This is a genomic window from Streptomyces sp. NPDC093568, assembly GCF_044764945.1.
Taxonomy (GTDB): Bacteria; Actinomycetota; Actinomycetes; order Streptomycetales; family Streptomycetaceae; genus Streptomyces.
Genome location: NZ_JBIWJD010000021.1, coordinates 1 through 23,815, shown reverse-complemented (window position 1 = coordinate 23,815; position 23,815 = coordinate 1). Strand labels below are relative to the sequence as shown.

At 67.6% G+C, this 23,815-nt stretch carries 21 protein-coding genes; 16 read left to right on the top strand and 5 right to left on the bottom strand.

Annotated features, from left to right (window positions below; all coding sequences use genetic code 11):
* Positions 1–39 precede the first annotated feature (39 nt).
* From ACIRD7_RS40525 to ACIRD7_RS40480, 10 genes are all read left to right on the top strand, one after another.
* Positions 40–987, top strand: coding sequence for a hypothetical protein (locus tag ACIRD7_RS40525; RefSeq protein ID WP_403461106.1), 948 nt, complete (start codon positions 40–42; stop codon positions 985–987).
* Positions 988–1,104: 117 nt separating this feature from the next.
* The gene (locus ACIRD7_RS40520; protein WP_403461105.1) at positions 1,105–1,860 is read left to right on the top strand and encodes a hypothetical protein; all 756 of its coding nucleotides are present in this window, start codon (positions 1,105–1,107) and stop codon (positions 1,858–1,860) included.
* A gap of 124 nt (positions 1,861–1,984) precedes the next feature.
* Complete coding sequence (locus ACIRD7_RS40515; RefSeq protein ID WP_403461104.1) at positions 1,985–2,197, top strand: hypothetical protein; 213 nt, start codon at positions 1,985–1,987, stop codon at positions 2,195–2,197.
* A 79-nt stretch (positions 2,198–2,276) separates the two neighbouring features.
* The gene (locus tag ACIRD7_RS40510) at positions 2,277–2,723 is read left to right on the top strand and encodes a hypothetical protein (protein WP_403461103.1); all 447 of its coding nucleotides are present in this window, start codon (positions 2,277–2,279) and stop codon (positions 2,721–2,723) included.
* Positions 2,724–2,828: 105 nt separating this feature from the next.
* Positions 2,829–3,719, top strand: coding sequence for a hypothetical protein (locus ACIRD7_RS40505; protein WP_403461102.1), 891 nt, complete (start codon positions 2,829–2,831; stop codon positions 3,717–3,719).
* 399 nt (positions 3,720–4,118) lie between these two features.
* A complete protein-coding gene (locus tag ACIRD7_RS40500) occupies positions 4,119–4,385 on the top strand; it encodes a hypothetical protein (RefSeq protein ID WP_266703952.1) in 267 nt (88 codons plus the stop codon).
* A 215-nt stretch (positions 4,386–4,600) separates the two neighbouring features.
* Complete coding sequence (locus ACIRD7_RS40495; protein ID WP_037620167.1) at positions 4,601–5,218, top strand: hypothetical protein; 618 nt, start codon at positions 4,601–4,603, stop codon at positions 5,216–5,218.
* A gap of 122 nt (positions 5,219–5,340) precedes the next feature.
* Positions 5,341–6,090, top strand: coding sequence for a hypothetical protein (locus ACIRD7_RS40490; protein WP_403461101.1), 750 nt, complete (start codon positions 5,341–5,343; stop codon positions 6,088–6,090).
* Between the two features lie 112 nt (positions 6,091–6,202).
* Entirely contained in the window at positions 6,203–6,853 is a 651-nt protein-coding gene (locus ACIRD7_RS40485; RefSeq protein ID WP_403461100.1) for a hypothetical protein, read from the top strand.
* A gap of 154 nt (positions 6,854–7,007) precedes the next feature.
* Positions 7,008–7,544: a hypothetical protein gene (locus ACIRD7_RS40480; protein ID WP_403461099.1), complete on the top strand. Its 537-nt coding sequence runs from the start codon at positions 7,008–7,010 to the stop codon at positions 7,542–7,544.
* A gap of 141 nt (positions 7,545–7,685) precedes the next feature.
* Here ACIRD7_RS40480 and ACIRD7_RS40475 read toward each other — a convergent pair whose 3' ends face one another.
* Both ACIRD7_RS40475 and ACIRD7_RS40470 read right to left on the bottom strand, forming a co-directional pair.
* Complete coding sequence (locus ACIRD7_RS40475) at positions 7,686–8,066, bottom strand: hypothetical protein (RefSeq protein WP_403461098.1); 381 nt, start codon at positions 8,064–8,066, stop codon at positions 7,686–7,688.
* Positions 8,063–8,482, bottom strand: a complete 420-nt coding sequence (locus ACIRD7_RS40470) for a hypothetical protein (RefSeq protein ID WP_403461097.1) — start codon at positions 8,480–8,482, stop codon at positions 8,063–8,065. The genes ACIRD7_RS40475 and ACIRD7_RS40470 overlap by 4 nt, the downstream gene beginning before the upstream one ends.
* Before the next feature lie 456 nt (positions 8,483–8,938).
* Between ACIRD7_RS40470 and mobF the strand changes: the two genes are divergently transcribed.
* The 6 genes from mobF to ACIRD7_RS40440 all read left to right on the top strand — a co-directional run bounded on the left by mobF (position 8,939) and on the right by ACIRD7_RS40440 (position 20,474).
* Entirely contained in the window at positions 8,939–13,768 is a 4,830-nt protein-coding gene (gene mobF, locus ACIRD7_RS40465) for a MobF family relaxase (protein ID WP_403461096.1), read from the top strand.
* Between the two features lie 15 nt (positions 13,769–13,783).
* Positions 13,784–14,083 (top strand): hypothetical protein, encoded by a 300-nt coding sequence (locus ACIRD7_RS40460; RefSeq protein ID WP_403461095.1) that lies wholly within the window; start codon positions 13,784–13,786, stop codon positions 14,081–14,083.
* A gap of 1,199 nt (positions 14,084–15,282) precedes the next feature.
* The gene (locus ACIRD7_RS40455; protein ID WP_403461094.1) at positions 15,283–17,898 is read left to right on the top strand and encodes a DEAD/DEAH box helicase; all 2,616 of its coding nucleotides are present in this window, start codon (positions 15,283–15,285) and stop codon (positions 17,896–17,898) included.
* A gap of 230 nt (positions 17,899–18,128) precedes the next feature.
* Positions 18,129–18,344 (top strand): hypothetical protein, encoded by a 216-nt coding sequence (locus ACIRD7_RS40450; RefSeq protein ID WP_403461093.1) that lies wholly within the window; start codon positions 18,129–18,131, stop codon positions 18,342–18,344.
* Between the two features lie 59 nt (positions 18,345–18,403).
* Positions 18,404–18,928, top strand: a complete 525-nt coding sequence (locus ACIRD7_RS40445) for an RNA polymerase sigma factor (RefSeq protein WP_403461092.1) — start codon at positions 18,404–18,406, stop codon at positions 18,926–18,928.
* On the top strand, positions 18,921–20,474 hold the full coding sequence (locus tag ACIRD7_RS40440) for a hypothetical protein (RefSeq protein ID WP_403461091.1): 1,554 nt from the start codon (positions 18,921–18,923) through the stop codon (positions 20,472–20,474). Before ACIRD7_RS40445 ends, ACIRD7_RS40440 begins: the two co-directional genes overlap by 8 nt.
* 96 nt (positions 20,475–20,570) lie before the next feature.
* On the opposite strand, the gene ACIRD7_RS40435 is transcribed toward ACIRD7_RS40440, so the two are convergent.
* Genes ACIRD7_RS40435 through ACIRD7_RS40425 form a run of 3 tightly spaced genes read right to left on the bottom strand, consistent with a single transcriptional unit; the run spans position 20,571 to position 23,439 of the window.
* Positions 20,571–21,797, bottom strand: a complete 1,227-nt coding sequence (locus ACIRD7_RS40435; RefSeq protein WP_403461090.1) for a DUF1173 family protein — start codon at positions 21,795–21,797, stop codon at positions 20,571–20,573.
* Positions 21,794–23,002: a hypothetical protein gene (locus tag ACIRD7_RS40430; protein ID WP_403461089.1), complete on the bottom strand. Its 1,209-nt coding sequence runs from the start codon at positions 23,000–23,002 to the stop codon at positions 21,794–21,796. Before ACIRD7_RS40430 ends, ACIRD7_RS40435 begins: the two co-directional genes overlap by 4 nt.
* Positions 22,999–23,439 (bottom strand): hypothetical protein, encoded by a 441-nt coding sequence (locus tag ACIRD7_RS40425; RefSeq protein WP_403461088.1) that lies wholly within the window; start codon positions 23,437–23,439, stop codon positions 22,999–23,001. Before ACIRD7_RS40425 ends, ACIRD7_RS40430 begins: the two co-directional genes overlap by 4 nt.
* Positions 23,440–23,815 lie beyond the last annotated feature (376 nt).

Sequence of the window (23,815 nt, the reverse complement as noted above, 5' to 3'; positions counted from 1 at the left end):
CGCACCGGAGCCGAACCCACCCATGTGAAAGAGCACCCCATGCAGACACACGCGATGCGCACCGCCGCCCGCGAGCGAGTCACAGCCGCGCGTCATCAGCTGGATCTGACCACGGCCGTGCTAGCGCTCCGTCGGAGGGCGGCAGCTAGGCACAGGCGACAGATCAGCAAGACGGACGACAGCCTCCTTCAGTGGCGTTCCGAACAGCGGCTTCTTCCTGCCGACTTCAGCAGCAAGTGGATCGAAGCCGCTGATGCTCAGCGGACGGTCCGTGAGCAGGCCCTCCGGGAGGAGGAGGCCCTGACGGCCGCCTACGAGGTCGTTGCCGCCGCCCACCGGCTGGCCCTCGGCGCGGCACACCGCGAAGTGCACCCCGTACCCGAGCGAGGCACCGTGATCGCTCCGGCCAATCCGGTCGCGCACGCCGTCAACTACACCGCGGCGTATTCCAGTTCCCACGACGGCGACGCGATCGATCACCCCCGTTCGCTGTCGGCCGACCGCGTCGAGTTCGTCCTCGGCCTGTGGCAGAAGGATCCGTCTGCGCGGATCCTCCTCGATGCGTCGTGTACCTACACCGTGGCTCGGCCCGGCAGCTACATCGAGCTGCGCCCCGTCGACGAGCCCGCGCCGACCGAGGGCGATGTGCTGCACGCCGCCCTTGGCGCGTACGGCGTGCCGTCGTCCCCCATGTGGGAGTGCGGCATCACCTACCGCGTGATCCCGCTCGACACCACCGCCACCGGCCAGGACGTCCACACCGGCCCCCGCCTGTTCGTCCAGTCCGGGGAAAGTGCCGATCGGCCGATCGACGCCCACGAGGAACCGTGGACGGTCACCCTTCACAACGCCGACGGCGACCAGATCCGCACGCTCTACAGCGGTTCCCACGTGCCCGGGGGCATCGCCGAGGAGTCCGCCGACTGCGCGGAGTTCGCCGCGTCGTGGATCCGCGACAACGCGCACGCCCGCCTCTCCGGGTTCTGACCCCTCCCTTGAGTCCGGGACGCGGACACGCAAACGGCCGCCCGCGTCCCGGTCTCCACTCACCGCTACCTCCAGCCGGCGAACTGCCGTCCGGCATCACTCGAAAGGCAACCGAGCATGGACACCAGAGCCCGCATCAAGACCCGCACCCACCGCGGCGAAGCCGCCGTGTGGGAATACCTCGACACCTCGTGTGTCGGCGCCGTCTTCAACCAGGACCCCGCCGCCCGCGGTCTGCGCGCCGTCCTGGCCTACGGCCAAGACCAGTGGAACGCCGGGTGGGACGTGCTCCGCACCAGCCCCGTCTTCCGCAGCGAGGCGGAAACCGTCATCACCACCCTGTTCAGCGACGTCCTGCACTACTGGGCCCGCCGCGACCCCAACACCCTCGACCTTCTCCAGCGCCGCATCTGGGAACTGCGCGGGGAATTCGAGAAGTTCGACTTCGACAGGTTCGTCGACGAAGAGGAACTCGCGGCCCTGTCGGCCTCCGACGTGAGCGAGGTGACCGCCCGCCTTCTGGCCGATCTGCTGCTGTGCGCCGAGCGGCTGAACCTCAGCTCCAACAACGTCTTCGCCAACGGAGTGCGCTTCTTCGTGGCCGACTGGAACCAGCTGAAGTTCGAACAGCTCCCGCGCGCCGAACAGGAGGCACACATCGTCCTGGCCACCCTGAAAGAGCAGAAGCTCATCCTCGGCTTCCGGCCGCACGGCGACGAGGGCGACGGCATCTGGCACGTACAGGAGAACCAGCTCGACCGTACGGTCCTGCACACCAAGGACGTCGCCGCCTACGCCGAGCGACGCAACGAGCTCCTCCGGCCCCACCCAGAGCGCCCCGGAAACGCCTGGAACGAGTCCTCCCCGCGCTGACCGAAGCCTTCTCGTCCACCGTCCGGCAGGGCAAGCCGAGCGGCGGACCCCGGAACCCACGCCGTTCCTGGTGGGCGGGCGAAACATCCCGCCCACCAGGAACGGCCCCGAGCGGAGACTTGTCATGACCATCACCGCGAGCACTCCAGCCGACCCGGGCGCGGACTTCGAGCGGGCGGCACGCCAGGCCATCCGTCTGGTCACCCCGGCCAGGTTGCGCCTGGTCACCTCCCAGCCCAGGCCCCCAGCCAAGGCAGGTCCCTCTACAGACGCCGACGTGGAGGCTCTCGCGATCAGCATCGGCGTCCTCAGCCAGCCTGACACCGAGCCCCTGTGACTGGCCCCGACCGGTCCAGCCGGACGGCTTGACCACCGCCTTCCCCCCCTCGGCACAAGATCCCCATACCTCGAAAGGCATGCCTCCCATGAACAACCTCGCCGCCATTCCCGTCGCCGCCGTACTGCTGCACGCCCTGGCCGTCGTCGAATTCCCCGGCTTCCTGGAACTCGACGAGGACTTCGTCATCGCCCACCCGCCGCACCTCCCCCAGGACAAAGCCCTGGACAGCGAGCACATCATCATCAACACCCCCTGGGGAGCCGACGTCAGCGGCCCCGCCCACCAGTACACGGGCGGCTTGTACGCCATGGCATACGAGGGCTACGACGGCTCGGACTACTGCGACATCGAGCGCGTCTACGAGGCGCAGCCCGGAGGGGACCTCATGGTCCACGCCGCCGCGTGCGCGAAGGCCGTCGCCGACTGGTTCACCTCCCGCCAGGCAACCGCCCAGGGCTCCGGAGACGAAAGCGGGGCCGACGACACGGACAAAGTCCGTACCAGCACCACCGAAGTGTGCTGACTTGGGCAAAGCCGCCGGCCCCTGGAACCCACAAGCGCAGCACCAAGGCACCACCCCTGAGGTATCCGACAGTGTAGGGCCTTGCATGAGACAGGATGAGCCACGATGACCACGACCAGAGAACAGTTCGAGCAGCGCCTCGCGCAGCTGCGGCGCGAGGCGCCGGAACTCACGCGCAAGGACTTCGCGCACCTCGCCGGCGTCGCCGAGAAGACGGTCCGGAACTGGCTGGACGCCGACCCGGAGTTCGCTGACACCGCCCGGACCGGTCCGCGGCGAGTCCAGCTCTTCCCCTTTGACGAGGGCGCGCAATGGGTGCGCAAGCAGCTCTTCGGCGCCGACGAGCGGGCGCCGGAAGTGAGCCGGGGGCCACGCCTCGCCGCTGAGCCCCAGCGCATGCCCCACACGCCCGGCGAGCGGTGGCGCTGGGTTGACATGGCGCGTCTTCGCGGCGTGACGCCGACCGCCGTGCGGCTGCTCGCCGCCGACTACCGGGACCACCCCGAGCGCCCGTTTCCGCCGCGCGACGAGTTCGACCGCATGTGTGACGCCGATGAGGTCTCCGCCTGGTTCCTGTGGTACGACACCACCCGTCCGGGATACACCGGCCCCCGGCCCGCCGAGATCGCGGCCGAGTCCGGCACCAAGGACACCCGCCACAAGGAGGTCGTCAGGCGCCTGCACACGGCGCTCGACAACGGCGAAACCCTGACCAGCCGGGCCCTGGCCGAGGAACTCGGGGTGAGCATCGATGTCGCGGCCCGCTACCTGCGGCAGGCCGCCGAGGAAGTTCTCCCGAAGCGCGGCCTGATCTCCCGCAGCCAGATCGCCGAACGGCTGCCCGCGGCGTCCGCCACGCTCACGCCCGAGCAGCGTCGCGAGAGAGTGAAGACCCTTCTCAAGCGCAAGAGCGCCCCCGCCCCCGTCATCACGGTGGCCGATACGCCCTACTACAGCGAGACGGCCATCGCCGAGTTCCTGGCCCCTCCCGCGTGACCCCGCCGACCGCCGTCCCCGATCGGACGGGCCGCGGTCGGCATCCTCACCTTCGCATCCCGGCGATCGAGTGTGGGGCCCTCGGCGGGAGGGGTGCAAGAACGGGCTTCGCCGCGTCCTTGCACCCCTCCCGTTCGGGCCCCGCTTTTTCTTTGCCGGGATGGGGAGGGGGGCATCCACGGGCACCGGCCCGGGGGCGGCTCGGCGCCGTAGCCGTGTGCGGCACCACGCGCGTCCGCACACCCCAACCGCGCTGCGACCCGGACGAAATCCGCAGAGACTGACCCCTGTTGGGCCGGGATTTCACGTTGACCACCCCACCCAAGAAAGATAGATTTACCTATGTCGAAAAGGGGCAGGGCAAGGCCCCGGAACCCACGATCCACCGAGGAGATCACCTTGGCCGAGGACACCGAAGACGCCGAGCAGACCGAGTTCCTGTTGGTGTGCGAGAACGGCGATATCGAGCCGTTCGACGACTACCACGACGCCTACGAGGCGCTGACCGCCGCCGTCAAGCGTGACGTCGAGAAGCACGGCGAGGAGACGGCTCGTGAGGGTGTGATCCACCCGTACGGAATGTCGATCACCGTCATGCGCGACGGCCGTGACGTCACGGAGGACTGGGAGCGGAACGAGCCGCACAAGCCGCTGAGCATGGACTGAGCGGCGCCCGGCCAGCGAGCCGGAATCCCTCGAATCGCCGGGATGCGCGGCTGCTCCCACGCGCGAGCTCGCTCGTGAACGTCGTCGACGCACGAGCCGGCCGGAACGCCGCGCGCCCGGCGCCCTTCCCCCCTCTTCCGCTCTTCAGAGCGTCCGTCACGCGCCCCACTGCTTCGGGCCGGGGAGTAACCGGCCTGCTTCGAAAGGACTCCATCATGCGTATCACCACCGCCCCGCACGCCATCGAGGCGCGCGCCGCGTTCGGCGGTTACTCTGCCTTCCCCAGACGGGTGGCCCCTCTGCTCGCGATGCGCCTCACCGTGATGCGGGAGTACGCGGCGAACCGCAACCACGTCGCGGTCTGGGCCGACACCGCCAAGCAGGTTCACGAGGCCATCGTGGCCGTGTGCTTCGCCGAGGTCGCCCGTCGCCGCCGGTACCGCCGGTTCGCGAGCCGTGTCGCGCTGGACGCCATCGTGGCGTACGAGAAGGCGTACGTCGTCACTCTCTCGCGCGACGAAGCGGGCCACTACCACCCCGAGCCTGGCACCGAATACCCGTTCGCCGTCTCCGACATCGGCCGCGCCGCCGCCGATCTCCTCGGCGACGAGTGGTTCGCAGACTCCGGTTCGTGGGGCGTGCGCGGTTACCTCCAGGCAGACGGCGAGAGCGGCGGCTACACCCTCGCCGTTTCCGACAGCGGTGTCCTCTACGTCGAGACCCTGCCCGAGGCACGCCGCACCGATGTCGCCGACGTGTGGTCCAGCGACCGTCTCGGGGACATCGCCGCCCGCGTCGCCGACACCATCCGCGAACTCCGCAAGGGCGACTGACCCGCCCTGCGCGGCCGTGCCCCGTGGCCAGGAAACCGGCCGGGGCACGGCCGCCGCACCCCGGCTCCACCACCCGCCCGGAGACCGACCGGGCAGTCCCCCGAGTGAGAGGAACTCGCGCGATGACCAGCAAGACCAATCCCAACGGCTACACCGTGCACGCATTCAACGCGGCCGGTGACGTCCTCGGACTCGACGGCCCCCAGTCGGCCGGAAAGGCGCGTGAGGGCGTGGACGGCCAGACCGCCGGACAGTCCCTGTTCATCGAGACCGGTCACCGGCTGGAGGGCAATGGCCTTCCGGTGCGCGACCGGATCCGCTGGTACGTCGTCACCGATCACAAGGCCCGCCGCCACACGTGCCACGGACGGCCCGAAGGTGTCGAGCCGGGCACCCTGGGCGCCCTGGTGCGCTACCTCGAATTCTCACCGGCTGATTGGGTGGCGCTCGCGATGCTCGAACACGCCACGGAGGGCACCCCGTTCTGCGGCTCGTGCGAGGACACCGGCACCGTGACCCTGTACGACGGTTCCACCGACGGGGTCATCGGCAGCCGGGCGTGTGAGGACAAGGCATGCATCCAGCGCGGCCGGGCGCGGGCGCGGATTACTGAACAGCGCCACACGGGAGAGCTGTTCATCGGGCATGAGGTGTTCACGCCGCACATCTGCTCCGAGTGCCACTACGGCGGTTACACGCCCGTGCCCGGCCTGTACGCGAGCACAGGCCCGGTCTATGTGTGCACGGCGTGGGGGTGCGGTCACACCGTCGACCGGAGCGCGTTCGAGGTCGCGGACGGCGAGAGGTTGGCCGAGGCGAACAACCGGCTTCACACCGCCCGTGCCCGCCGCCATGACGAACCCCCCTTCTAGGCACCGCAGCCCCCGCCACAGACGGTGTGCGGCCCGATCGAGTCGGGCCGGGGAGCACCGGGCCACCCCATCCGGGGCACGGCCCCAACCCCACGGAGAGGAACACCACGACATGACCACGCAGGACGAGCACCCTGCGGCTCACCGACCCGCCACGTACGACACCGGCCGGCGGGAGTGGACGGAGGCTGAGGCACTGGAGCGCGACCGGCGGGCGGAGGAGCGCACGCGGCCGGTGACAGCGGAGCTGGTACGGAACCGGGGCACACGGGAAACGGTGGTGTGGCTGCTCGACGAGTCCGGCACTTTGTGCGCCACGGCGCACGTAATCCGGCTGGACATCCGCCACGACGTCCGCCAGGACGACGCGGAGGCAGCGGCAGCCCGTGCGCTGGTGAAGACAGGTTTTCGTCCCGTGCTCGGCTGGACGTGGACGGAGGTAGGGGCGGACGCCTCCCGGCGCCGGTGGCGTATCGCGATCGAGCCGACAGCCGACTACCTGTCGTACGTAGAGCGCCGCTACGGTCCGCGTCCGGAGATTCCGGCTATCGACGGCGCCACCGTCACGGCGCGCACGCAGCGCGGATGGTGGGACGTCACCACGTCCGACGGTGAACGGTACGCGCTCACGTGGTCGCCGCAGATCGGCGGCGACCGGTGGACGGTGTGGGGCGGGGAGAACTTCACCCGGCTCGTTCGCTCCACCACCAACCAGGCGAAGGCCTTGTTCGTGCTCCGCCACCCGAGCCACGCTCGCGGTTGACGCGGTGTGGCCCCGGGGGTGGTGCCGGACACCCGCCGAGGACTTGGCCGCCAGTAACGGCCTCCCCCCGATACCCCTCCGCTACTGACCATGGCCGCCCGGCCCGGGGCCGCACGCCCCGGGTCCCGGGCCCGCACCGAACGGAGCACATCCCATGCGACTGCGTATCCCGAAGTTCCACCCCCTCTCCGACATGCCGCTGTTCGAGTCGCAGCGCACCCTGCGCGGCCACCCCTTCTACCCCGGCGCGAGCGTGCTGCGCTCCCTCGCTCCCCGCGAACCCCGCCTCCCGGCCGAACAGGCGCCGTGCGTCGTCTACCACTCGCCGTGGGGCCACCTGGTCGTCACCGAGATCCACCCGGAGAACCTGAACGGCTACGGCTGGACGTGCCTGTCGAACTACCCGGACGGTGCCGAGTGGGGAGACCTCGGATACATGGGCGAGTTCGAGCAACGGCGCGGCACGCCGTACGAGTTCTGGGAGCGAGACCTGCACTCCCAGGACCGCAACGCGGCTGCCGCTATCGCCCGCATCCTCACGCGCTACGACCACCCTCCTGCACAGCGCAGCGCGCCAGAAGGGCCCGAGCAGGCGCCCGCCGTCCCAGCCGAACCAGCACCCCACCCAACCGCCGCCCCCGTTGCTCGCATGCCCCGTACTCCCAAGGACGCTCTGCGCGTCCGCCGCTGACCCGAGACCGCCAGCCCGGGCACGCACCAGGGCGTGCACGCCCGGGGTCGCAGCGCGAAGCCGCGGGCCCCCGCACCGACATCCACTGAGTCGGTGCGGGGGCCTGCGGCTTTGTTCGTTCGCTGCCTGTGCCGACGCTGCCTATTGGCGCGGCGGCTGGTTCACCCAGGACTGCGGGCTTCGAACAGTCGGCCCCGGCGGAGCTGATACGGGGTACTGGGGTACCTGCTGTGCAGGGTACGCGGCCGGTACCGGCTGCTGCGGGTACGGGCCGGTCTGGCTCCCGGGAGCGGGGGCCGGCGGTACACAGCGGAGCTTGGTCCCGGCGTACAGGGTGACGCTCCAGGCGGGTTGGTCACTGTAGAGGCGCCACATGGGTTTGCCGTCGACCGTGGTCCTCTCGTAGCGGCCGAGGCGGAAGCCGATCGTCGTTCCTCCTTCGTCCTCCACCTCCATCAGGAGACCGATCCACTCGGGGCTGAGGTCCTCGATCGGCCGTTCGGCCGCCGTTTTGGGTGTCATCCCTTCTCCTCTCGCGTCGAGGCCGCGCGTTCCTCAGCCGGCCCGGACAGCGTCGGCCCATGCGGCGTACCCATGTGCGTGGCCGAGGCGGTAACAGGCTGGCCGGTCGGCGTCTCGCGTGCGGTAGTTGCGGCCGGTGCGGAGCTCTGATCCGGCGCAGGGTCTTCCTGCGTGCTGGTGGACTCGGCGGCGGCCTTGCGAACGGTTTCCACGGACTCACCGAGCCGTTCGGCGACGGAACGGACGCCATCGAGCTGGAGCATCTGGCCGAGGCTCCGGGCCTGCCTGGCCCGCAGCTCCTCTTTCGCGGTCCTGGCCTGATCGCGCAGCCGAGCGGCGTAGGCGGCGATCTTCTCCTCGGCCGCTTCGGTGACGTCCTCGATCTCCTGCGCTGCCAGTTCGTAGTCGGTGGCCAAGTCCTCCAGCCGTCGCTCTCGCTCCCAGTGCGCCGCTCGGCGTGCGCGCACTCGCTCGCGGGCGTCAACCTCCCGCGCCGATTTCCGCGGACTGCGTTGAGCCATGCAACTCGCCTCCCCTGAACGATGGGTTCTGGGTCATTGTGGCCGATGAATCCACGCTTCCCGCATGGGGAATTTGAGGTCTTCTCCGAATGACGCAGCCAGAGGCATTCAGAGGCATTCAGAATTACTTGATCTTGCCTGTGGATAACGCGAACTGCGGGTTTTCCGCAGGTCCGCTCAGGAGAGCGGACCTGCGGAAAACCGGGAGCGCTTCGCGGTCCGTGAAGAAGGATGGTGCAGGTCGGCTCGCTGACTCGGCTCGTTCCTCGCTCGCCAACTCCCCTTCCCTGCACCCCCCTTCTTCACGGTCAAAGCTCTTGCATTCACAATGACACAAGGTAATCTGAGTGCATGATGACCATCCACAAGCTCTCAGCTGGGGATGGCTATCGCTATTACATGAGCGAGACAGTCACCGGAGATGTACGCCGTTCTCCCGACCGTGACCTGGGTGATTACTACACGGCGGAGGGAAATCCGCCGGGTGTATGGGTCGGTGGTGGAATCGCGGAACTCGGCGTCTCCGGGACGGTGTCCGAGGAGCAGATGGAGGCCCTGTACGGCGAGGGACTGCACCCGAATGCGGACGAGATCATCAAGACGGCCGTGGCCGAAGGGCTCTCCCCCGCCGAGGCCACCCGCCGGGCACGGCTGGGCCGCCGCTTCTACCGGTACGACCAAACCGCCGGCCCCCTCGCAGCGAAGATCCAGCACGAGATCGATGCCCTCGAAGCCCGCAAGGGCGCGGAGGCGACCGCCGATGAGCGTAAGAAGGTGCGGGCCAAGGCCGGCGCCATCGCCTTCCGGGCGGACTTCGGCCGCTCTCCCAAGGATGCCGAGGAACTCGCCCGCTACATCAGCGCGAACACTGCCTCGAAGCAGCAGGCGGTCGTGGGATACGACCTGGTCCTGCGTCCTCCGGAGGAAATCGGCAAGGGTCTGTTCGGTGAGGGCGACGAGGACGTCTGCCGGATCACGATGGAGTGCGACGAGGAAGCGGTCCTTGAGACGATCGGCTGGATCGAAGAGCACGCGCTCGCCACCCGCACAGGCATCAACGGCATTGCCCAGGAAGACGTGCGGGGCGGACTCATCGCCTCCCTCTTCACGCACTACGACAACCGGCTCGGCGAACCCCTTCTCCACCATCACCTGGTCGTGGCGAACAAGGTCCGCGGGGCCGACGGCAAGTGGCGCTCGATCGACGGGAAGCTGCTGTACGCGATGGGGGTCGCCGCCTCCGAGTTCTACAACCAGGTCGTGATCGAGAAGGTGTGCGCGCGGCTCGGGCTGGAGGCCGAGGAGCGTGAGGTCACCCCGGGCAAGCGGCCGGTCATGGGGCTCAAGGGTTTCGACCGCGGGGTGCTGGAGCCGCATTCGAAGCGGACGCGGGACATCGGCGGTCGGCTGGCGGAACTGCTTCAGGCTTACCGTCAGGAGCACGGCAAGGAGCCGGGGACTGCGGCTCGGATGGCGCTCATCCAGCAGGCCACGCTGGAGACCAGGCCGGCCAAGAAGAAGGGGCGGTCCCTGGCCCAGTTGCGGGCGGGATGGCGCAGGCAGGCCATCGCCGCTGTCGGCCGGGAACGGGTTGACGCGCTGCTGCGTACGGCGCAGGTCGCGGCGTCTGCACCCGGTGACGGAAGCAGCGACCTGTCCGAGATCGATGTGGTGCAGGCCGCTGAGGACGTCCTTGCCGTGGTGTCCGATGGGCGAGCGGTGTGGGGCGAGCGGCATGTGCTGGCGGAGTCGCGACGCCACGTCGTGCGGCTCACCCGAGGTCGCAGCTCAGCGGCCGATGGGCTCGCCGAGCGCATCACCGAACGCGTGCTGGCGCATGGTTCGCTGAGCATCACACCGCCCGATCTGCATCGGCCGTTCGCGCCTCTTCTGCGGGCAGACGGTACGAGTATCTACCGGCGCCGCGAGTCCGTCCTGTACACCTCGCGTGAGGTCTTGGCCGCAGAAGACCGGGTCTTGAACGCAGCGCGCACCGTGGTGGTCCCCGCGCTCGCCGGGGACCGGTTCATGGAGGTCGCTGACCACTTCCAGGGCCATGAGCTGGATGCCGGACAGCGCCGGCTCGCGAAGGCGTTCGCCTGCTCCGACCGCCTCGTCGTCGGTGGCATCGGCCCCGCCGGCGCTGGCAAGACCACCGCACTCCAGCTCGTCCGCGACGCGGTGGCGGCCGGGGGCGGACGGCTCATACCTCTTGCCCCCTCCTCGCGCGCGATGAAGGTCATCGAAGGCGACCTCGGCACCACGGCGTACACGCTGCACGGATGGCTCGCCCAGCGCGATCAGCTGACCGAAGGCAGCATCGTCCACCGCGTGTTGAAACGTCGCAGCAGCAAGGGCCGCAAGACCGTCTCGGAGGAATACGCGCTGCGCCCGGGGGACGTGATCGTGGTGGACGAGGCGGGCATGGCCGGTACGCGAAACCTCGCGCGCGTGGTGGCCGAGGCCGAGTCCGCCGGCGCCCTGGTCCGACTCATCGGAGATCCCGCGCAGCTCGGTTCGATCGAGTCGGGAGGCTTGCTGCGCCAACTCGCCCGCTCTGTCGGCGTGGTGGAGCTGGAAGAACTCCACCGCTTCCAGACCGAGGGCGAGGGGGAGGCAACCCTTGTCCTGCGCGACGGCGACCCGGCTGATGCCTGGAGCTGGTACCTGGATCAGGGGCGGGTCGTGGGCGGCAGCCGCGAGGAGATGCTCAGCGCCGTCTTCACCGGGTGGCAACACGACGTCGAGGTCGGTCTGAAAGCGCTCATGATGGCCGACGACGCCGAGATGGTCCGCGAACTCAACCTGCGGGCCCAGGCCTTCCAACTTGCCTCTGGGCGACTCGACTTGAGTCGGACCACGCGGTTGCGCGACGAGCTCCAGGCCGCGGTCGGCGATGTCATCGTGACCCGCAAGAACCAGCGCAAACTCTCCCTGCTCGGGGGCCGCGACTATGTCAAGAACGGCGACCAGTGGCTGATCGAGCGGATCGACCTGCGCGGAAACGCCCACGTCCGACACACCGGCCACGGCGGTCGGATCGTTCTGCAGCGCGGCTACCTGCGCAAGCACGCCGAGCTCGGGTACGCGTACACCACACACCGCGCCCAGGGCATCACGGTGGCAGCCGCCCACGGCCTCATCAGCGCGCGCACCTCGCGGGAAGCTGCCTACGTCGAGGCGACCCGGGGAAGCCAGTCCAACCACATCTATGTCGTCACCGACGACGCCCAGAACATGCGCGACGTGCTGGACACCGTGGCCCACAGCAGCCAGGCCTCCGTGTCCGCCCACGAGATGATCGAGGCCGAACATGAACGCGCCTACAGCATCGGCCAGCTCGTCGCCGAGTACACCGACGTCTACGCCCGCGCCACCAGCCAGCGCCTGCAGAGCCTCACCCGCCGTGTCCTTGGGCCCGAGGCTGAGATGTTCATCGCCGCGGACGCCTGGGAGGTCGCCGAGCGTTCGTTGCGCGCCGCCGAAGGCGAAGGATGGGACCTCGGCCGGCTCATCTGGATCGCCTTCGACGAACGGGACTTCGCGGACGCGGAGGACCCGGCTGCCGTGCTGGCCTGGCGCATCGACTACCGCGTCGAAGCCGGACAGAAGGCAGCTGAACGAGCCGCCCGCCGGGAGGCCCAGCCGGGCGGCAGCCGCCCACTGAAGACGCTCAGCACAGAGCAACTGCAGCGCCTCCTGGAACTCGCCGAGCAGCACCGCCGAACCGCCCTGGAGGAACTGCTGCGCGCGGACGCCGCCGTCGACAGCCAGCCCCGGCCGGTCGTGGCAAACGGACTTCCCCACCCCGCCTGGCCCGACCGAGCACACGGACACCTCACCCGGGCCCAACTCGCCGCAGCCATCGCCCAGATGCGGGCCCGCATCCGCCGCGCGGAACACGAAGGGGACCACGAGGCCGAACGCGCCGCTGCTGCGGAACACGCCCTGCTGCGGCGCGAGCAGCAGCTGCGCAGGGCGATGCCGGCACGCGAACGGATGCGCGAAGACTGGCAGCGCGAACCCGGCCGTAGCGCCGGCCACACCGCCCGCCAGCCCGTGGCAGCCACCCGCGCCGAACGCACGGCCAACCTCCAGCGTCAGGACACGGCCCGGGAACGACTCAAGCGCGCCCAGCTCATCGCCGCCAAAATCCGAGCCGAACAACGGCTGCGCGACGAACTCCCGCACCATCCGGCACCGGTCCTGGACAACAACGGCCACCTCCCCGACTGGATCGCTCCCTCCGTAGCCGTACGGGACATGGACACTCCGGAGGGCTGGCGTCAACACCTGGTCGAGCGGCGCTTCGTACTCTCCGGACGCCTGGAACAGATGGGACTTGCTCTGGCCGAGTCCCCACCGCCGTGGACCCGGGTCCTCGGACCAGTCCCCGTCGAGGGAACCGACCTTCGCGAACAGTGGGAGCGCACGGCGGCGGTAGCGGACGTGTGGCGCATCCGCCACGCTCTGGGAGACGACGTTCCCGGCATTGGTGAGCAGCCGGCTGATCCCCGCGACGCTCATGCCTGGTCGATCTTCCAGCAGCGCATCACGGAGGTCGGCCGCCGTGCTCGCGCGTCCGCCGCCGCGCGGCACCGACCCGACGAGCCGTCCGCCGGGCTGCGGATCGCCGCACGCACGGCCGAGAACTTCCAGTACCGACTGCTCGACGCCCACGAGTCCGAACCTGAGGACCGGGAGGCAGTATCGGCCGCAGCCGCAGCATTCGCCGAACTCGCCCTGCGCCGGGCCCTGGAAGGACAGGAACCTGTTGAAGAGTGGGTCGAGCAGATTCCTTCGCCAGACTCGGAGAACACCGCTCAGCAGGAGCAGTGGCAGCAACTCGTCGCAGCTCTCGCCACCTATCGGATGCTGAACCAGATCGACTCTGACGAGCCTTTGGGAGAGACTCCTGATGAGGCCGAAGAGCGAGAGCAGTGGTCGGAACTGCACGAGGCCATGACGCTCTTCCAGCGCTCCCGCATCCAGCAGCGCCTGGAAGAAGTCCGGGCCCACCGAGACGCCGAACGTGCACGGCGCGGCCTGGCCCCCGTCACACCTGGAGTACCGGCGGACGACTCCGTCCGCCGGCGGCGGGCCGACACCACACAGGACGAACAGAACCACCACCGGCGCCGCGGACCCAACCCGGGACCGCGCAGAGGACCGGGAACGTAGTGAGGAGATGAAGGAATGGACGAGAAAGACGAGAACGTCACCACCAACGAAGGACTCACCGAAGAACAGCGGGAACTTCTCGCCCAGTTCGCCGCCCGGCGAGCTGCTCGGCTGGCCGTAGCCGCCGGACGAGCACCCGAGCAGTCGGAACTTGAGGCCCGCCTGCACGAGATGGACGAGGCCTTCGCCGAGCACCCAGACCGCGACAACTCGCTGGTCCAGGAGAATCACGAACTCAGGCGGTACACCGCGATCCTCGAAGAAGCCGTACGCGCCCTGATGGCAGGCGAATTGGTCGCAGACACAAGGCAATAGTCAGGCAGGCGAGTACTCGACATACAGGGTGATCTGCAGCGGCCGGTTCCTCTGGCCGTCACGGTGGCCTCCGGTCCGCTACGTGCCGCCGGCGCTCACAGCCGTCCCGAGTCCCTGTCGGGAGAGCATCCAACGACACCCTAGAAGCACCGAATGGGGCCCGGTTCCCGGGGGATGGCGGCAGCGCGCTCCTCTTCCGCCATCCGCTGCTGGTCCCGCCTCATGGCATCCGCTCGGGCTTCGGGGGTGACGTCCCCACCAACTGTGATCGCCGCCGTACCGGGGATGTGGGTGAGCGAGTACCGGACGGGAGTGCGGCTGGAACGCGACGGCAGGTGCAGACGGGCGACACCAGCTGGCAACTCGGCACGCAGTGCTCCGTGCCAACGGATCCACAACGCGGGACACCCACGGAGGGCCTCATCGCGGAGCTTGTCCACGGCAGTGCTGTCGTCCGCGCGGTCGATCTCCACAGCGACCGGGGGACCCTCCCCGCGAACCAGGCGAAGATCCAGGTAGGCAGACCAGGGCGGCGACCAGTAGATGCGGCAGCCCGCACTCATCGGGCGAGGCGGGTCGATATAGCGCATCGGTGCCTCCCATCTGCACTTCCAGCCTGACGCTGTCGCCCACTCCGACACGGCGCGGGTGATGCACAGGGTTGCGTCCTTGCCGGTCAGACCGGTGAAGGAGAAGCGGGTCCCGGACAGGTGTGTGCGTAAGGCCGCGGCGAGGACCTCGGACTCGCCAGCCGCCGTCGGTTTGAGGGCCATCCGCCGATTCTCCACCCGGGCACTGACAACAGCCGGGGGCGTTACCGAACAGCGGGAACATGCACGGACTTAGCCCGCCCCAGAGTCCCCTGAAGTGCCCAACGCCGTCGTCGTGCGGGACGTGTCCAAGCCCGCTTCGAGTTCCTTGACACGCGGGTCGGACCGGTCCTCACCACGACGAAAAGGTGGTAATACCTGGTCGCTGTCCTCAGCCCGAGGCGCGACAATGGTCGGTCATGAACTACCGCAGCCCGTTCGGACCAATCGACTCCGACGATCACAACGGACCGGACGCTCGGTGCCTCTCTCGTACTGACGGCCAGCGTCCTGAGACGACACCAGGCACGCCGCCGCTGAGGGCCACTACTTGATACGGATCACTCCCGGCTCGGCATTCCACTAACCGCAACCGAAGGACCAGAGCACATGGCGTTCAAACGCTCGTCCGGCACGACCACGGCCCCCGCCGACCCAGAGCAACTCTATCGACAGCTGGCTCTGATCAACGACGGTCCCGAGGCCCTGTGGTCGCACCAAGCCGACGTCCTTCGGTCCTGGCACGGCGACCGTCTCAACGATCCGGACGTCGCCATTGAGTTGCCGACCGGTGCAGGAAAGACACTGGTCGGCGGTCTCATCGGCGACTATCGGCGCCGTGCGGCTGGCGAACGAGTGGCCTATCTGTGTCCGACGCGGCAGCTCGCGAAACAGACCGCGGAGAAGCTCACCAAGTACGGCATCCCGAACGTTCTACTGACCGGCAAGGTCAAGAACTGGAATCGTGCCGAGCGCAGCCGCTACACCACTGCCAACGCCATCGCCGTCAGCGTCTACAGCCACGTCTTCAACGCCAATCCCGCACTCGACGATGCCCAGTTGCTGTTGCTCGATGATGCGCATGCCGCCGAGGGGTACGTCGCCGGGCCCTGGAGCCTGGAAATCAGCCGGGACGAGCAGAGCGCGTACCACGACGTGCTCTCCGCGCTGTCCGACGCCCTCGACCCTCTCGTCGTCGCACGACTACGTACGGACACGCCGGACAGCCAGTACCGCAACAGCGTCTACCTCGCCTCGCCGCTCGGGGTGGCCGCCCAAGCCGGGTACCTGGAGGAGGTCCTCACCGCCGCCGTGGCCACTGAGAAGCTCAGCGACGAGGGAGTGTACGCGCTGCGGTTCCTCCAGGGCCACCTTGATCAGTGCATGGTCTACCTGTCCTACCGGCGCCTGCTGATCAGGCCTCTGATCCCGCCCACCTTGTTCCATGCCGCCTTTAACGACCCTGTCCGGCGGGTCTATATGAGCGCCACGCTCGGTGCCGGCGGCGAGCTGGAGCGGATCTTCGGACGTCGCACGATAAAGCGCATCCCGATCCCCAAGGGCTGGGAGAAGCAGGGCACCGGCCGTCGTCTGTTCTGTTTCCCCCAGCTGACCACCGACCTTTCGGCCGAGCCGGCCAAGGTAGGCCCGTGGGTGGCCGACGTCATCGCCCGACACGGACGTGCTGTCGTCATGACACCTGACACTCGCACCGCCCGCACGTTCACCAACACCCGGATCCCTGACGGCTACAAGGTCCTCAAGGCCGACGACGTCGAGGATGACCTGAAGGTGTTCACCCAGGAGACCGCGGCGGCCCTGGTGCTGAACAACCGGTACGACGGCATCGACCTGCCCGACAACGACTGCCGCCTGGTCATCCTCGCCGGGCTGCCCGCCCGAGGCGATCTACAGGAGCGTTTCCTGCACGGCTCCCTGGGCGCGGTCGAAGTCCTACAGGAACGCATCCGGGCCCGCATCATGCAGGGAGCCGGCCGGGCCACACGTAACTCCCGCGACTTCGCCGCTGTGTTGCTGCTCGACGACGACCTCGTCTCCTACGTGACCCGTCGCGACGTCCAGGAGGCAATGCACCCGGAGATCCACGCGGAACTCGACTTCGGCTACAACAACAGCATCGAAGCCACCTCCGCCGAAATGCTGGAAAACCTGCGGGTCTTCATCGCGCACGACCGGGATTGGCGGGAGGTCGACCAGGACATCGTCGAGGCCCGCGAACGGTACGAGCGTATCGACGCCCCGGGTTCGGTCGAGCTCCAGCGCTCGGTACGCGACGAGGTAGCCGCATGGGACGCAATCTGGCAGAGCGAGTGGCAACGAGCCCTCGAACTCATCCGCCAGGTACTCGATGCCCTGCGCGGCGGACGGGCACCACAGCGGTACGCGGCTCTGTGGAACTACCTCGCCTCCTGTATCGCGCAACGGCTCGCCAATCAGACCGGTGACCCCGCCCTCCACACAGCAGCCACGAAGTTCTACGACGACGCCCGCAACGCCGGTCGCGGAACCACCTGGATGTCCCACCTGGCCGCCCCGGTCGAATCGACCACCGCTCCAGCCCCGCCCGCAGTCGATCCGCTCGACGAGCAGGCGATGAACGGCGTGCTCGCCAACGCTGCTCGCCTGGCCAGGCCCGCCATCTTCGACACCGAGATCCAGCGTGCCCGCACAGCTCTGGCAGACACGCCCAGCAAGCCCTACGAAGCCGCCCTCGTGCTGATGGGGCAGCTCGCCGGCGCACTACCGAGCGAGGGCGACGGCCACAACGACTCCGCGCCGGACGCAACGTGGATCTTCGGCAGCACATCCTGGGTGGTCTGGGAAGCCAAAAGCGAGGCCAAGCCCGACGGCGAACTCGGCGCCGGGGACGTACGCCAGGCCGGAAGCCACGTGCGGTTCGCCGCCGACAAGCGCGGCGAGTCCGCTCCGGGCGACTCGCACGCGTTCCTCGTCACCGCCCAAGAACGGATCCATCCCAGCGCACACGCGGTCGCCGAGAGCCACGTGTACCTCGTTCGCCCGCCCGAGGTGCTGGAGGTCTTCGACTGCCTTGTCCGCGCCTGGCGAACCGCACGAACCCGCAACTTCGCGTCCCTGTCGGGAGCCGACCTCGTCGCCATCTTTAAGGCCGAAGACGCGCTCCCCTCACAATGGCTCCCCCGGCTGCGCAACCGGCCCATCCAGAAACAGGAGGACGTTGTGTAATCCGCCTGAGCGAGGCCGCGATCGTCCAGGGCCATCGAGTTGGGAAAGCCGTCCGTCTGGGAGCGCGCCGACGCACTCCCAGACGACGACGCTGTTCAGGCTGCTCGCCCGGTACTGCCCGTCGTACGAGGCGATCCCTTGAACAAATGACCTTCCGCATCCGCTTCGAGCGCGAAAGATCGCCCCGCCATGTCATTGCACGCTTTCAAGATCACTAGTTACTAGTGGGCATGGACGACACGAACGTGCCCGCATCCAGCCGGGCGGAGGACGGAGCGACGAGCGGCGGCTCGCGGCTGGCAGTTCAGATCGCGATCCTGCACGGGTCCGCTGCCGCTCTCGCCACGGTGTATACGACAACGCACTCCTTCGCCGTCACGGCGCTGAGCGCCGTTGTCGCCGTGACCCTGGCGTGGATGCTCGAACGGCACCGGGGATGGGGATAGGGAAAGATGCGTGGCCAAATGCGCTGCTCCACAGAGTCCCGGGAGGAAGGCTCCACGTCTTGCCCAGTGCACGTGAGGACGAGTTCGTTGCCTTCTTCCGAAGGGAATTACCTCTGCTGATCCGCCACCTGACGATCCGGGGTTTCGACACATCGGCCGCCAAGGAGGCCGCGCAGGAGGCCATGGTGGAGCTCCATGAGCAGTGGGAGGTTGTCGCGCACCCGACAACTTGGGTGCGCCTCGTTGCCATACGAAGGGCGATACGTGGGCAGAATCAAGAGATTGCCCGGCGCAAAGTCGTGAGTGCAATGGCCGCGGTCTCGTACCCTGATGTCGATCTGCGAACTCCGGAGGAACAGGTCACGCGACAGCAGGAGTTGGAAGAGGTAGTCGGCCTGCTACGAACACTGCCGGACGTGCAGCGGCAGATCGTGGCCTGGACCTGGGACGGTGCCACACCGGCTGAAATCGCCAGGCACCTCGGAACATCACCTGAGACTGTGCGATCCAACCTTAGACATGCACGGAATCGTTTGAAGCAGCTGTGGGCCAAGTCCCGAAAGGAGGAGTCCAACGATGGATGAGTCCGACAACGAACTGGCCAGTTCGGCTGCCTTCAACGCCTGGCTGAACCGCGTAGGAGACGACCTCGCCGCATCCCTGATCAGCCCAGAGGAAACCGAGGAAATGCTCGCCGCAGTCAAGCGTGCCAGTTCCTCGTCCGGTGCATCCTCCGCCTTTCATACGGCACTGGCAGCCACAGGTACCGACATGTACACCGCACTTCGGACCATGGCTACCTGGAGGAACCCATCGGTCAGTACCGTGGCCGAGGAAGAAGACCTGTATGGCCTCCCGTTCATCGACACGCCCGCAGCCTCGCCTTCAGACACCGCGACAGACGACGCCAGCCCGCGACGTTCTGCAGGCGCCAGGTTGCGCGTGGTGGAATCCGGCCCGGAACAGACGGGGCCCACACCCGTCGCCCCTGCTCACGAGTCGGCGAGCGGCAAGGATCGAGAACCCCAAGTGCGCTACACCCTGAACGATGAGAGCATGCGTGCGCTTCTGCTGGACACGGCGCTCTACCAAGACCGCGGAGTCGCGATCCGCGAGCTGTACCAGAACGCCTTGGACGCGCTCAGGTACCGCACTGCTCGGTACGAGTACCTGACCCGACGCACAGGCGCCAGTGTTCCTTGGCAGGGCACCATTCAGTTCATTCAGGGCGTAGACGACCACGGGCGCGACTTCTTGGACTGTCTCGACAACGGTATTGGCATGGGAGAAGAGGAGCTCAGGACATACTTCTCACGTATCGGGGTGTCCTTCGCCAGCCGGCCTGAATTCGTGAGCGAGAAATCCAAATGGCAACGTTGTAATCCTCCTATCCGCATGTACCCCAACAGTCGCTTCGGTATCGGGGTAATGAGCTATTTCATGCTGGCCGATGAAATCGAGGTCACCACGTGCCGCATGGACCAGCAAGGTATTGCCGGTCCGGTCATGAAAATGACGGTACTCGGTCCCGGACAGACCGCCCGGATCAGTCGGGAACAGGCCCAGGGCCACACCCCCGGCACACGCGTCCGGCTATTTCTCAGGGACGGACGGATCACCCCCTCTTGTGTCGACGTATTGCAGCGGCTCCTTGTCATCGCCGATTACAGGACAACAGCACGCCACGGAAGTCGATCGGCAGCTTGGGAACCGGGCGAATGGACCAAAAAAAGGGCACCTCGCCACGCACATACCCTCAACGTGCGTGGAAGGTTGATGCCCACGCTGGCGGGACAAGTAGTCTGGTGCGAATCAGGAGGAGCGCTGCTGGCCGATGGGCTGCTCGTCCAGCCGGCCTACCGCCACGGGGTGCTGGCCGACTTGCAAGGCGCAAACAGACTGCACGGGGCAGTGATCAACCTGTCTGGATCCTCTGCGCCTGCGCTGTCCATAGACCGCAAGCACATCCAGGACGATGTCTCTACCGAGGTCGATTCCCTCGTGACCTCAGCCGCCAGAGAACTCGTATCGAAAGGGCGTGATTTCGTCGCAGACGACTGGTTGCAGTCCCTGGCTCGGCAAAGTCCTCGACTCGCCGCCGTCGTCATGCAGGCTGCATCCGAGGCCTGAACGTGTCGAAACAGCCCCAGTGAAGCCAACTCGCGTGCGGATTAGCCGCTTTGGCAAGGCTCATGTGCAACGCTTAAGCCCTGAAGGGCGCTTGACTCAGCGACGACGGACGTTGGGAAGCGAGTCGGTTACGTCCCACTCGATCAACCCGGCACCTTGCTGTTGGTAGAGGGCCTGCTTCACACGCTTACGCTGGTCATACGACTCCCTGCCGTGGATTCCATAGACCTCGACGTAGGAGTGGGGGGAGGTATCAGTAAGGACGAAGTCGGGGAAGACGAGATCGCTTCCGTCGTATCGCACCGGTTTGACGTAGGCACGTCCGGCGTCGGTGAGCGCGTTGGCCATGACGACTTCGTGACTGGAGTCGGCGGGTATGTACAGCTTGCTGACCAGCATGGCGGCCATGTCAAGTACCCGAACGTGGCCCTTCGGGCTGAGTTCGACCAGGAACAAGCCGATCCGGCGGGCTCCGTGTTCGTCCGCGGCTGAGGAGAAGGCCGGCCGGTATGAACGGCGAAGCCGTTCGTCGAGAGCTGTGGTAGCGAACAGGGCGCCGCGGTGGTGAGCCAGCGCGTATCGGATGCCGTAGCGGGTCGGTTTGACGTCTCTGATCTCGCCGAGGATGAGTCCCCGCCGCTGTGTGTCTCCGCGACGTTTCAGGCGGGCGATGCGGAATGTCTCGAAGGCGGCGATGTTGCGGCGGGCGTACTGCTCCCGGAAGGGGGGTACGACGTACAGGGCCTCGGTCAACTCCTCGTGGTTGATGGAGCATCCGGCGATCTGCTCGCTCAGCCGGGCGTGGCAGACCCACCAGGTGCGTCGTCGCCAGCGGGGATGCCAGGCGTTGAGTTGGGATTCCTCCCAGAGCCAGTGGAGAAGGCCGAGCAGGCCGACGGTGCGGCGGGCACGGCCTTCTCGTTGTTCGGTGGAGGTGGTGGCTGGCTCCGGGGCGCTGAGCTTGCGGGCGAGTGCGGCGGAAAAGCGGATAGCGACGCCGTCGTCGGACTCGTTGATGGCTTCCGTGCTGTAGCCGTCGCGTCCGGTCAGTTCTGAGGCGAGTTTGTGGAAGCCGCAGCTGGGGTCGTGTAGTTCGCCTTCGCCTGGCCAGCCGGCCAGGTGGTAGCGGCCGGCCCGACTGCACCGTATGACCAGGCGGAGTGCTGGTGTCTGGCAGAGACATTGGCCGTGGCCCACCTCGGCCCTGGCGCGGGCGAAGAGGGGGCCGTACTCGGTGGCGTGTTCTCGAAGCACGATGAGCGGCAGTGACTTGTCCGCGAGGCGTACGCGATCGGCTCGGTCAGCTTTGGAGGGCGTGGTCATCTCTGCACTCCTCCGTAACTGGGTCCGGTCGCAGGCCGGTGATGCTGCAGTTCTTCCTCTGCCTCGCTGTGACGACGCCGCCGGACGATCCTGATCATCATCTGAATTGCCGTCTGGTGGAGATCTGGGGCCTCGTCGGAATCGAGTTCCTCAGCCAGAGCACGCCGCAGGACGGCCTCCTCCGCCCGCTGGCGTTCGGTGAGCCGCAAGCGCCGTTGAATCTCCAATGTGATGCGCTGCACCTCTTCTACGAGCTCCTCGACCCGTTGCGCCGCATCAGCGGCTTCTGCGGGAACAGGCGTTCCTTCGGGGAGTTGCTCGGTCAGCTGCCGGAGCCTGTGGGAGGCGGTCATCGCTCGGACCATTGCCTCGCCGCGCCGGCTGCTCAGCTGCGGCGGGCTCAGCAACGCCAGGGACTCCACGCGCGCCAAACGCACGAGAGCGGCCAGGACGTCCGCCTGGTTCAGGACCTCCATACCGGCGGCCAAGCCCGGATCCAGGCGGCCCGCGTTCAGCTCGGCCGACGCGATCCGGTCTGCCCAGGCCAGCAGATCGGCACGCAGGCGCGTCACGGCCTGCAGCTCTACTCCGTACGCGGTGAACGCAGCATCCGGGATGTCAGCAACCTGTGCCAGGCGCACGTACAGCTCTTCGCGCATCTGCGCCTCGGGGATCTGATGGAGCCCCGCCATGCCCCTCACGTAGTCGACGAGGTAGGAGTCGACGTTGCCGAGCCCAATGTGTCGGGTCAGGACCAAGAGGTCCACGAAGTCCTTGGCGTTGAGGCGATGTTCTGGTGCTTCGATCTTGGCGTAGAGAAGGTCGCCGACAGCGGCGACCGGTATGCCGTCGACGGTGGTGGTGTCGAAGTAGCGGGTCATGCGGGCGAGTTGAATGGTGACGCTGCCGTGGAGGGCGTGCGTGGCCAGCAGATCGCTGTTCTGGTCGCATTGCGCGACCGGGTGATACGCCCAGGTCCGGGTTTCCTCAACTCGGTACCCCTGAGCGGTCAGTGCGGCGATGACGGCCGCCCTCACTGCCGGAGAGTCTTGGACCTGGTCCGTGAACACGTCGATGTCGTGGGCGGGGCGGGCCCCGGCGATGCCCAGGACATGGAGTGCCAGCGAGCCGGAGAGGTGGTAGCCCTTCCGGCCGCAGGCGGCGAGTACGATCCGGGCGACCGTGATCATTGCGTCGGTGTTCACGCTGCGGTCAGCTCCGGGAAGCGTCGCTCCCACACCTGCGCGACGGTCTGCGGTGCGAGCCGTCGTGGCCACAGCCTCAGCAGAACATCGCGGTTGATCAACGCTGCCTGCTCGGTCGCGGTTCCTCCTACCAGGAGTCTGCGGTACAGCACGGCACACAGTGCCATGTCCGCCACGTCCACGAGTGCGGGCACGTCGCCGTCGACCAGATGACGGGGAACGTCCACGACGCCCGATCCGGGTCCAGCGAGAGCGTCGAGATCCGCTACCACCTCGAACCCCTGGAACAGGAGAAAGTCACTCACGCCCAGCGCGGTGAGCGCGTGAGCGATGTCCTCGGGCATCAGTCCCTGACGGGCGGCTTCGTCAATCACTCCTTGCTCGGCGCCCCGCAGGCGCGCCACGCGCGCGAAATCGGGCCGGGGGGTGCTGGCCATGTGGTCCGCTCTCCTTTGGCGATGCGTCAAGTACCCGCATTGATCGACTAGTTGCGGCGAAGTCGCCCGTCACCCGCGCCGTTCACCTCTAACGTCACCGCACGGCGACTTCCCCTTGTAGAGATGTCGGCCGACTGTCGCGCCAACCCCGCCGCAAAATACCCCCTGGGGGTATTCAAAAGTGTGAGAGTGTGGCTTCGACCGCCCGATGCACGTCCCAGAACGGAGGACTTGATGACTGACTGCTCCATACCCGTGCCGACCGGTGCGGGTAGCGCGTCTGGCTAGGGCGGCGCCATTTGGCTCCACCCGGGGCGACTCCAACTGGCCCCACTGAAAGGGGCGTTCGGAGGTACTCGGGGGTAGTGGCGAGGTG

Coding starts and splice junctions, on each gene's coding strand:
- ACIRD7_RS40525 (WP_403461106.1), top strand. CDS start 40: ATGCAGACACACGCGATGCGCACCGCCGCCCGCGAGCGAGTCACAGCC.
- ACIRD7_RS40520 (WP_403461105.1), top strand. CDS start 1,105: ATGGACACCAGAGCCCGCATCAAGACCCGCACCCACCGCGGCGAAGCC.
- ACIRD7_RS40515 (WP_403461104.1), top strand. CDS start 1,985: ATGACCATCACCGCGAGCACTCCAGCCGACCCGGGCGCGGACTTCGAG.
- ACIRD7_RS40510 (WP_403461103.1), top strand. CDS start 2,277: ATGCCTCCCATGAACAACCTCGCCGCCATTCCCGTCGCCGCCGTACTG.
- ACIRD7_RS40505 (WP_403461102.1), top strand. CDS start 2,829: ATGACCACGACCAGAGAACAGTTCGAGCAGCGCCTCGCGCAGCTGCGG.
- ACIRD7_RS40495 (WP_037620167.1), top strand. CDS start 4,601: ATGCGTATCACCACCGCCCCGCACGCCATCGAGGCGCGCGCCGCGTTC.
- ACIRD7_RS40490 (WP_403461101.1), top strand. CDS start 5,341: ATGACCAGCAAGACCAATCCCAACGGCTACACCGTGCACGCATTCAAC.
- ACIRD7_RS40485 (WP_403461100.1), top strand. CDS start 6,203: ATGACCACGCAGGACGAGCACCCTGCGGCTCACCGACCCGCCACGTAC.
- ACIRD7_RS40480 (WP_403461099.1), top strand. CDS start 7,008: ATGCGACTGCGTATCCCGAAGTTCCACCCCCTCTCCGACATGCCGCTG.
- ACIRD7_RS40475 (WP_403461098.1), bottom strand. CDS start 8,066: ATGACACCCAAAACGGCGGCCGAACGGCCGATCGAGGACCTCAGCCCC.
- mobF (WP_403461096.1), top strand. CDS start 8,939: ATGATGACCATCCACAAGCTCTCAGCTGGGGATGGCTATCGCTATTAC.
- ACIRD7_RS40460 (WP_403461095.1), top strand. CDS start 13,784: ATGGACGAGAAAGACGAGAACGTCACCACCAACGAAGGACTCACCGAA.
- ACIRD7_RS40455 (WP_403461094.1), top strand. CDS start 15,283: ATGGCGTTCAAACGCTCGTCCGGCACGACCACGGCCCCCGCCGACCCA.
- ACIRD7_RS40450 (WP_403461093.1), top strand. CDS start 18,129: ATGGACGACACGAACGTGCCCGCATCCAGCCGGGCGGAGGACGGAGCG.
- ACIRD7_RS40440 (WP_403461091.1), top strand. CDS start 18,921: ATGGATGAGTCCGACAACGAACTGGCCAGTTCGGCTGCCTTCAACGCC.
- ACIRD7_RS40435 (WP_403461090.1), bottom strand. CDS start 21,797: ATGACCACGCCCTCCAAAGCTGACCGAGCCGATCGCGTACGCCTCGCG.
- ACIRD7_RS40425 (WP_403461088.1), bottom strand. CDS start 23,439: ATGGCCAGCACCCCCCGGCCCGATTTCGCGCGCGTGGCGCGCCTGCGG.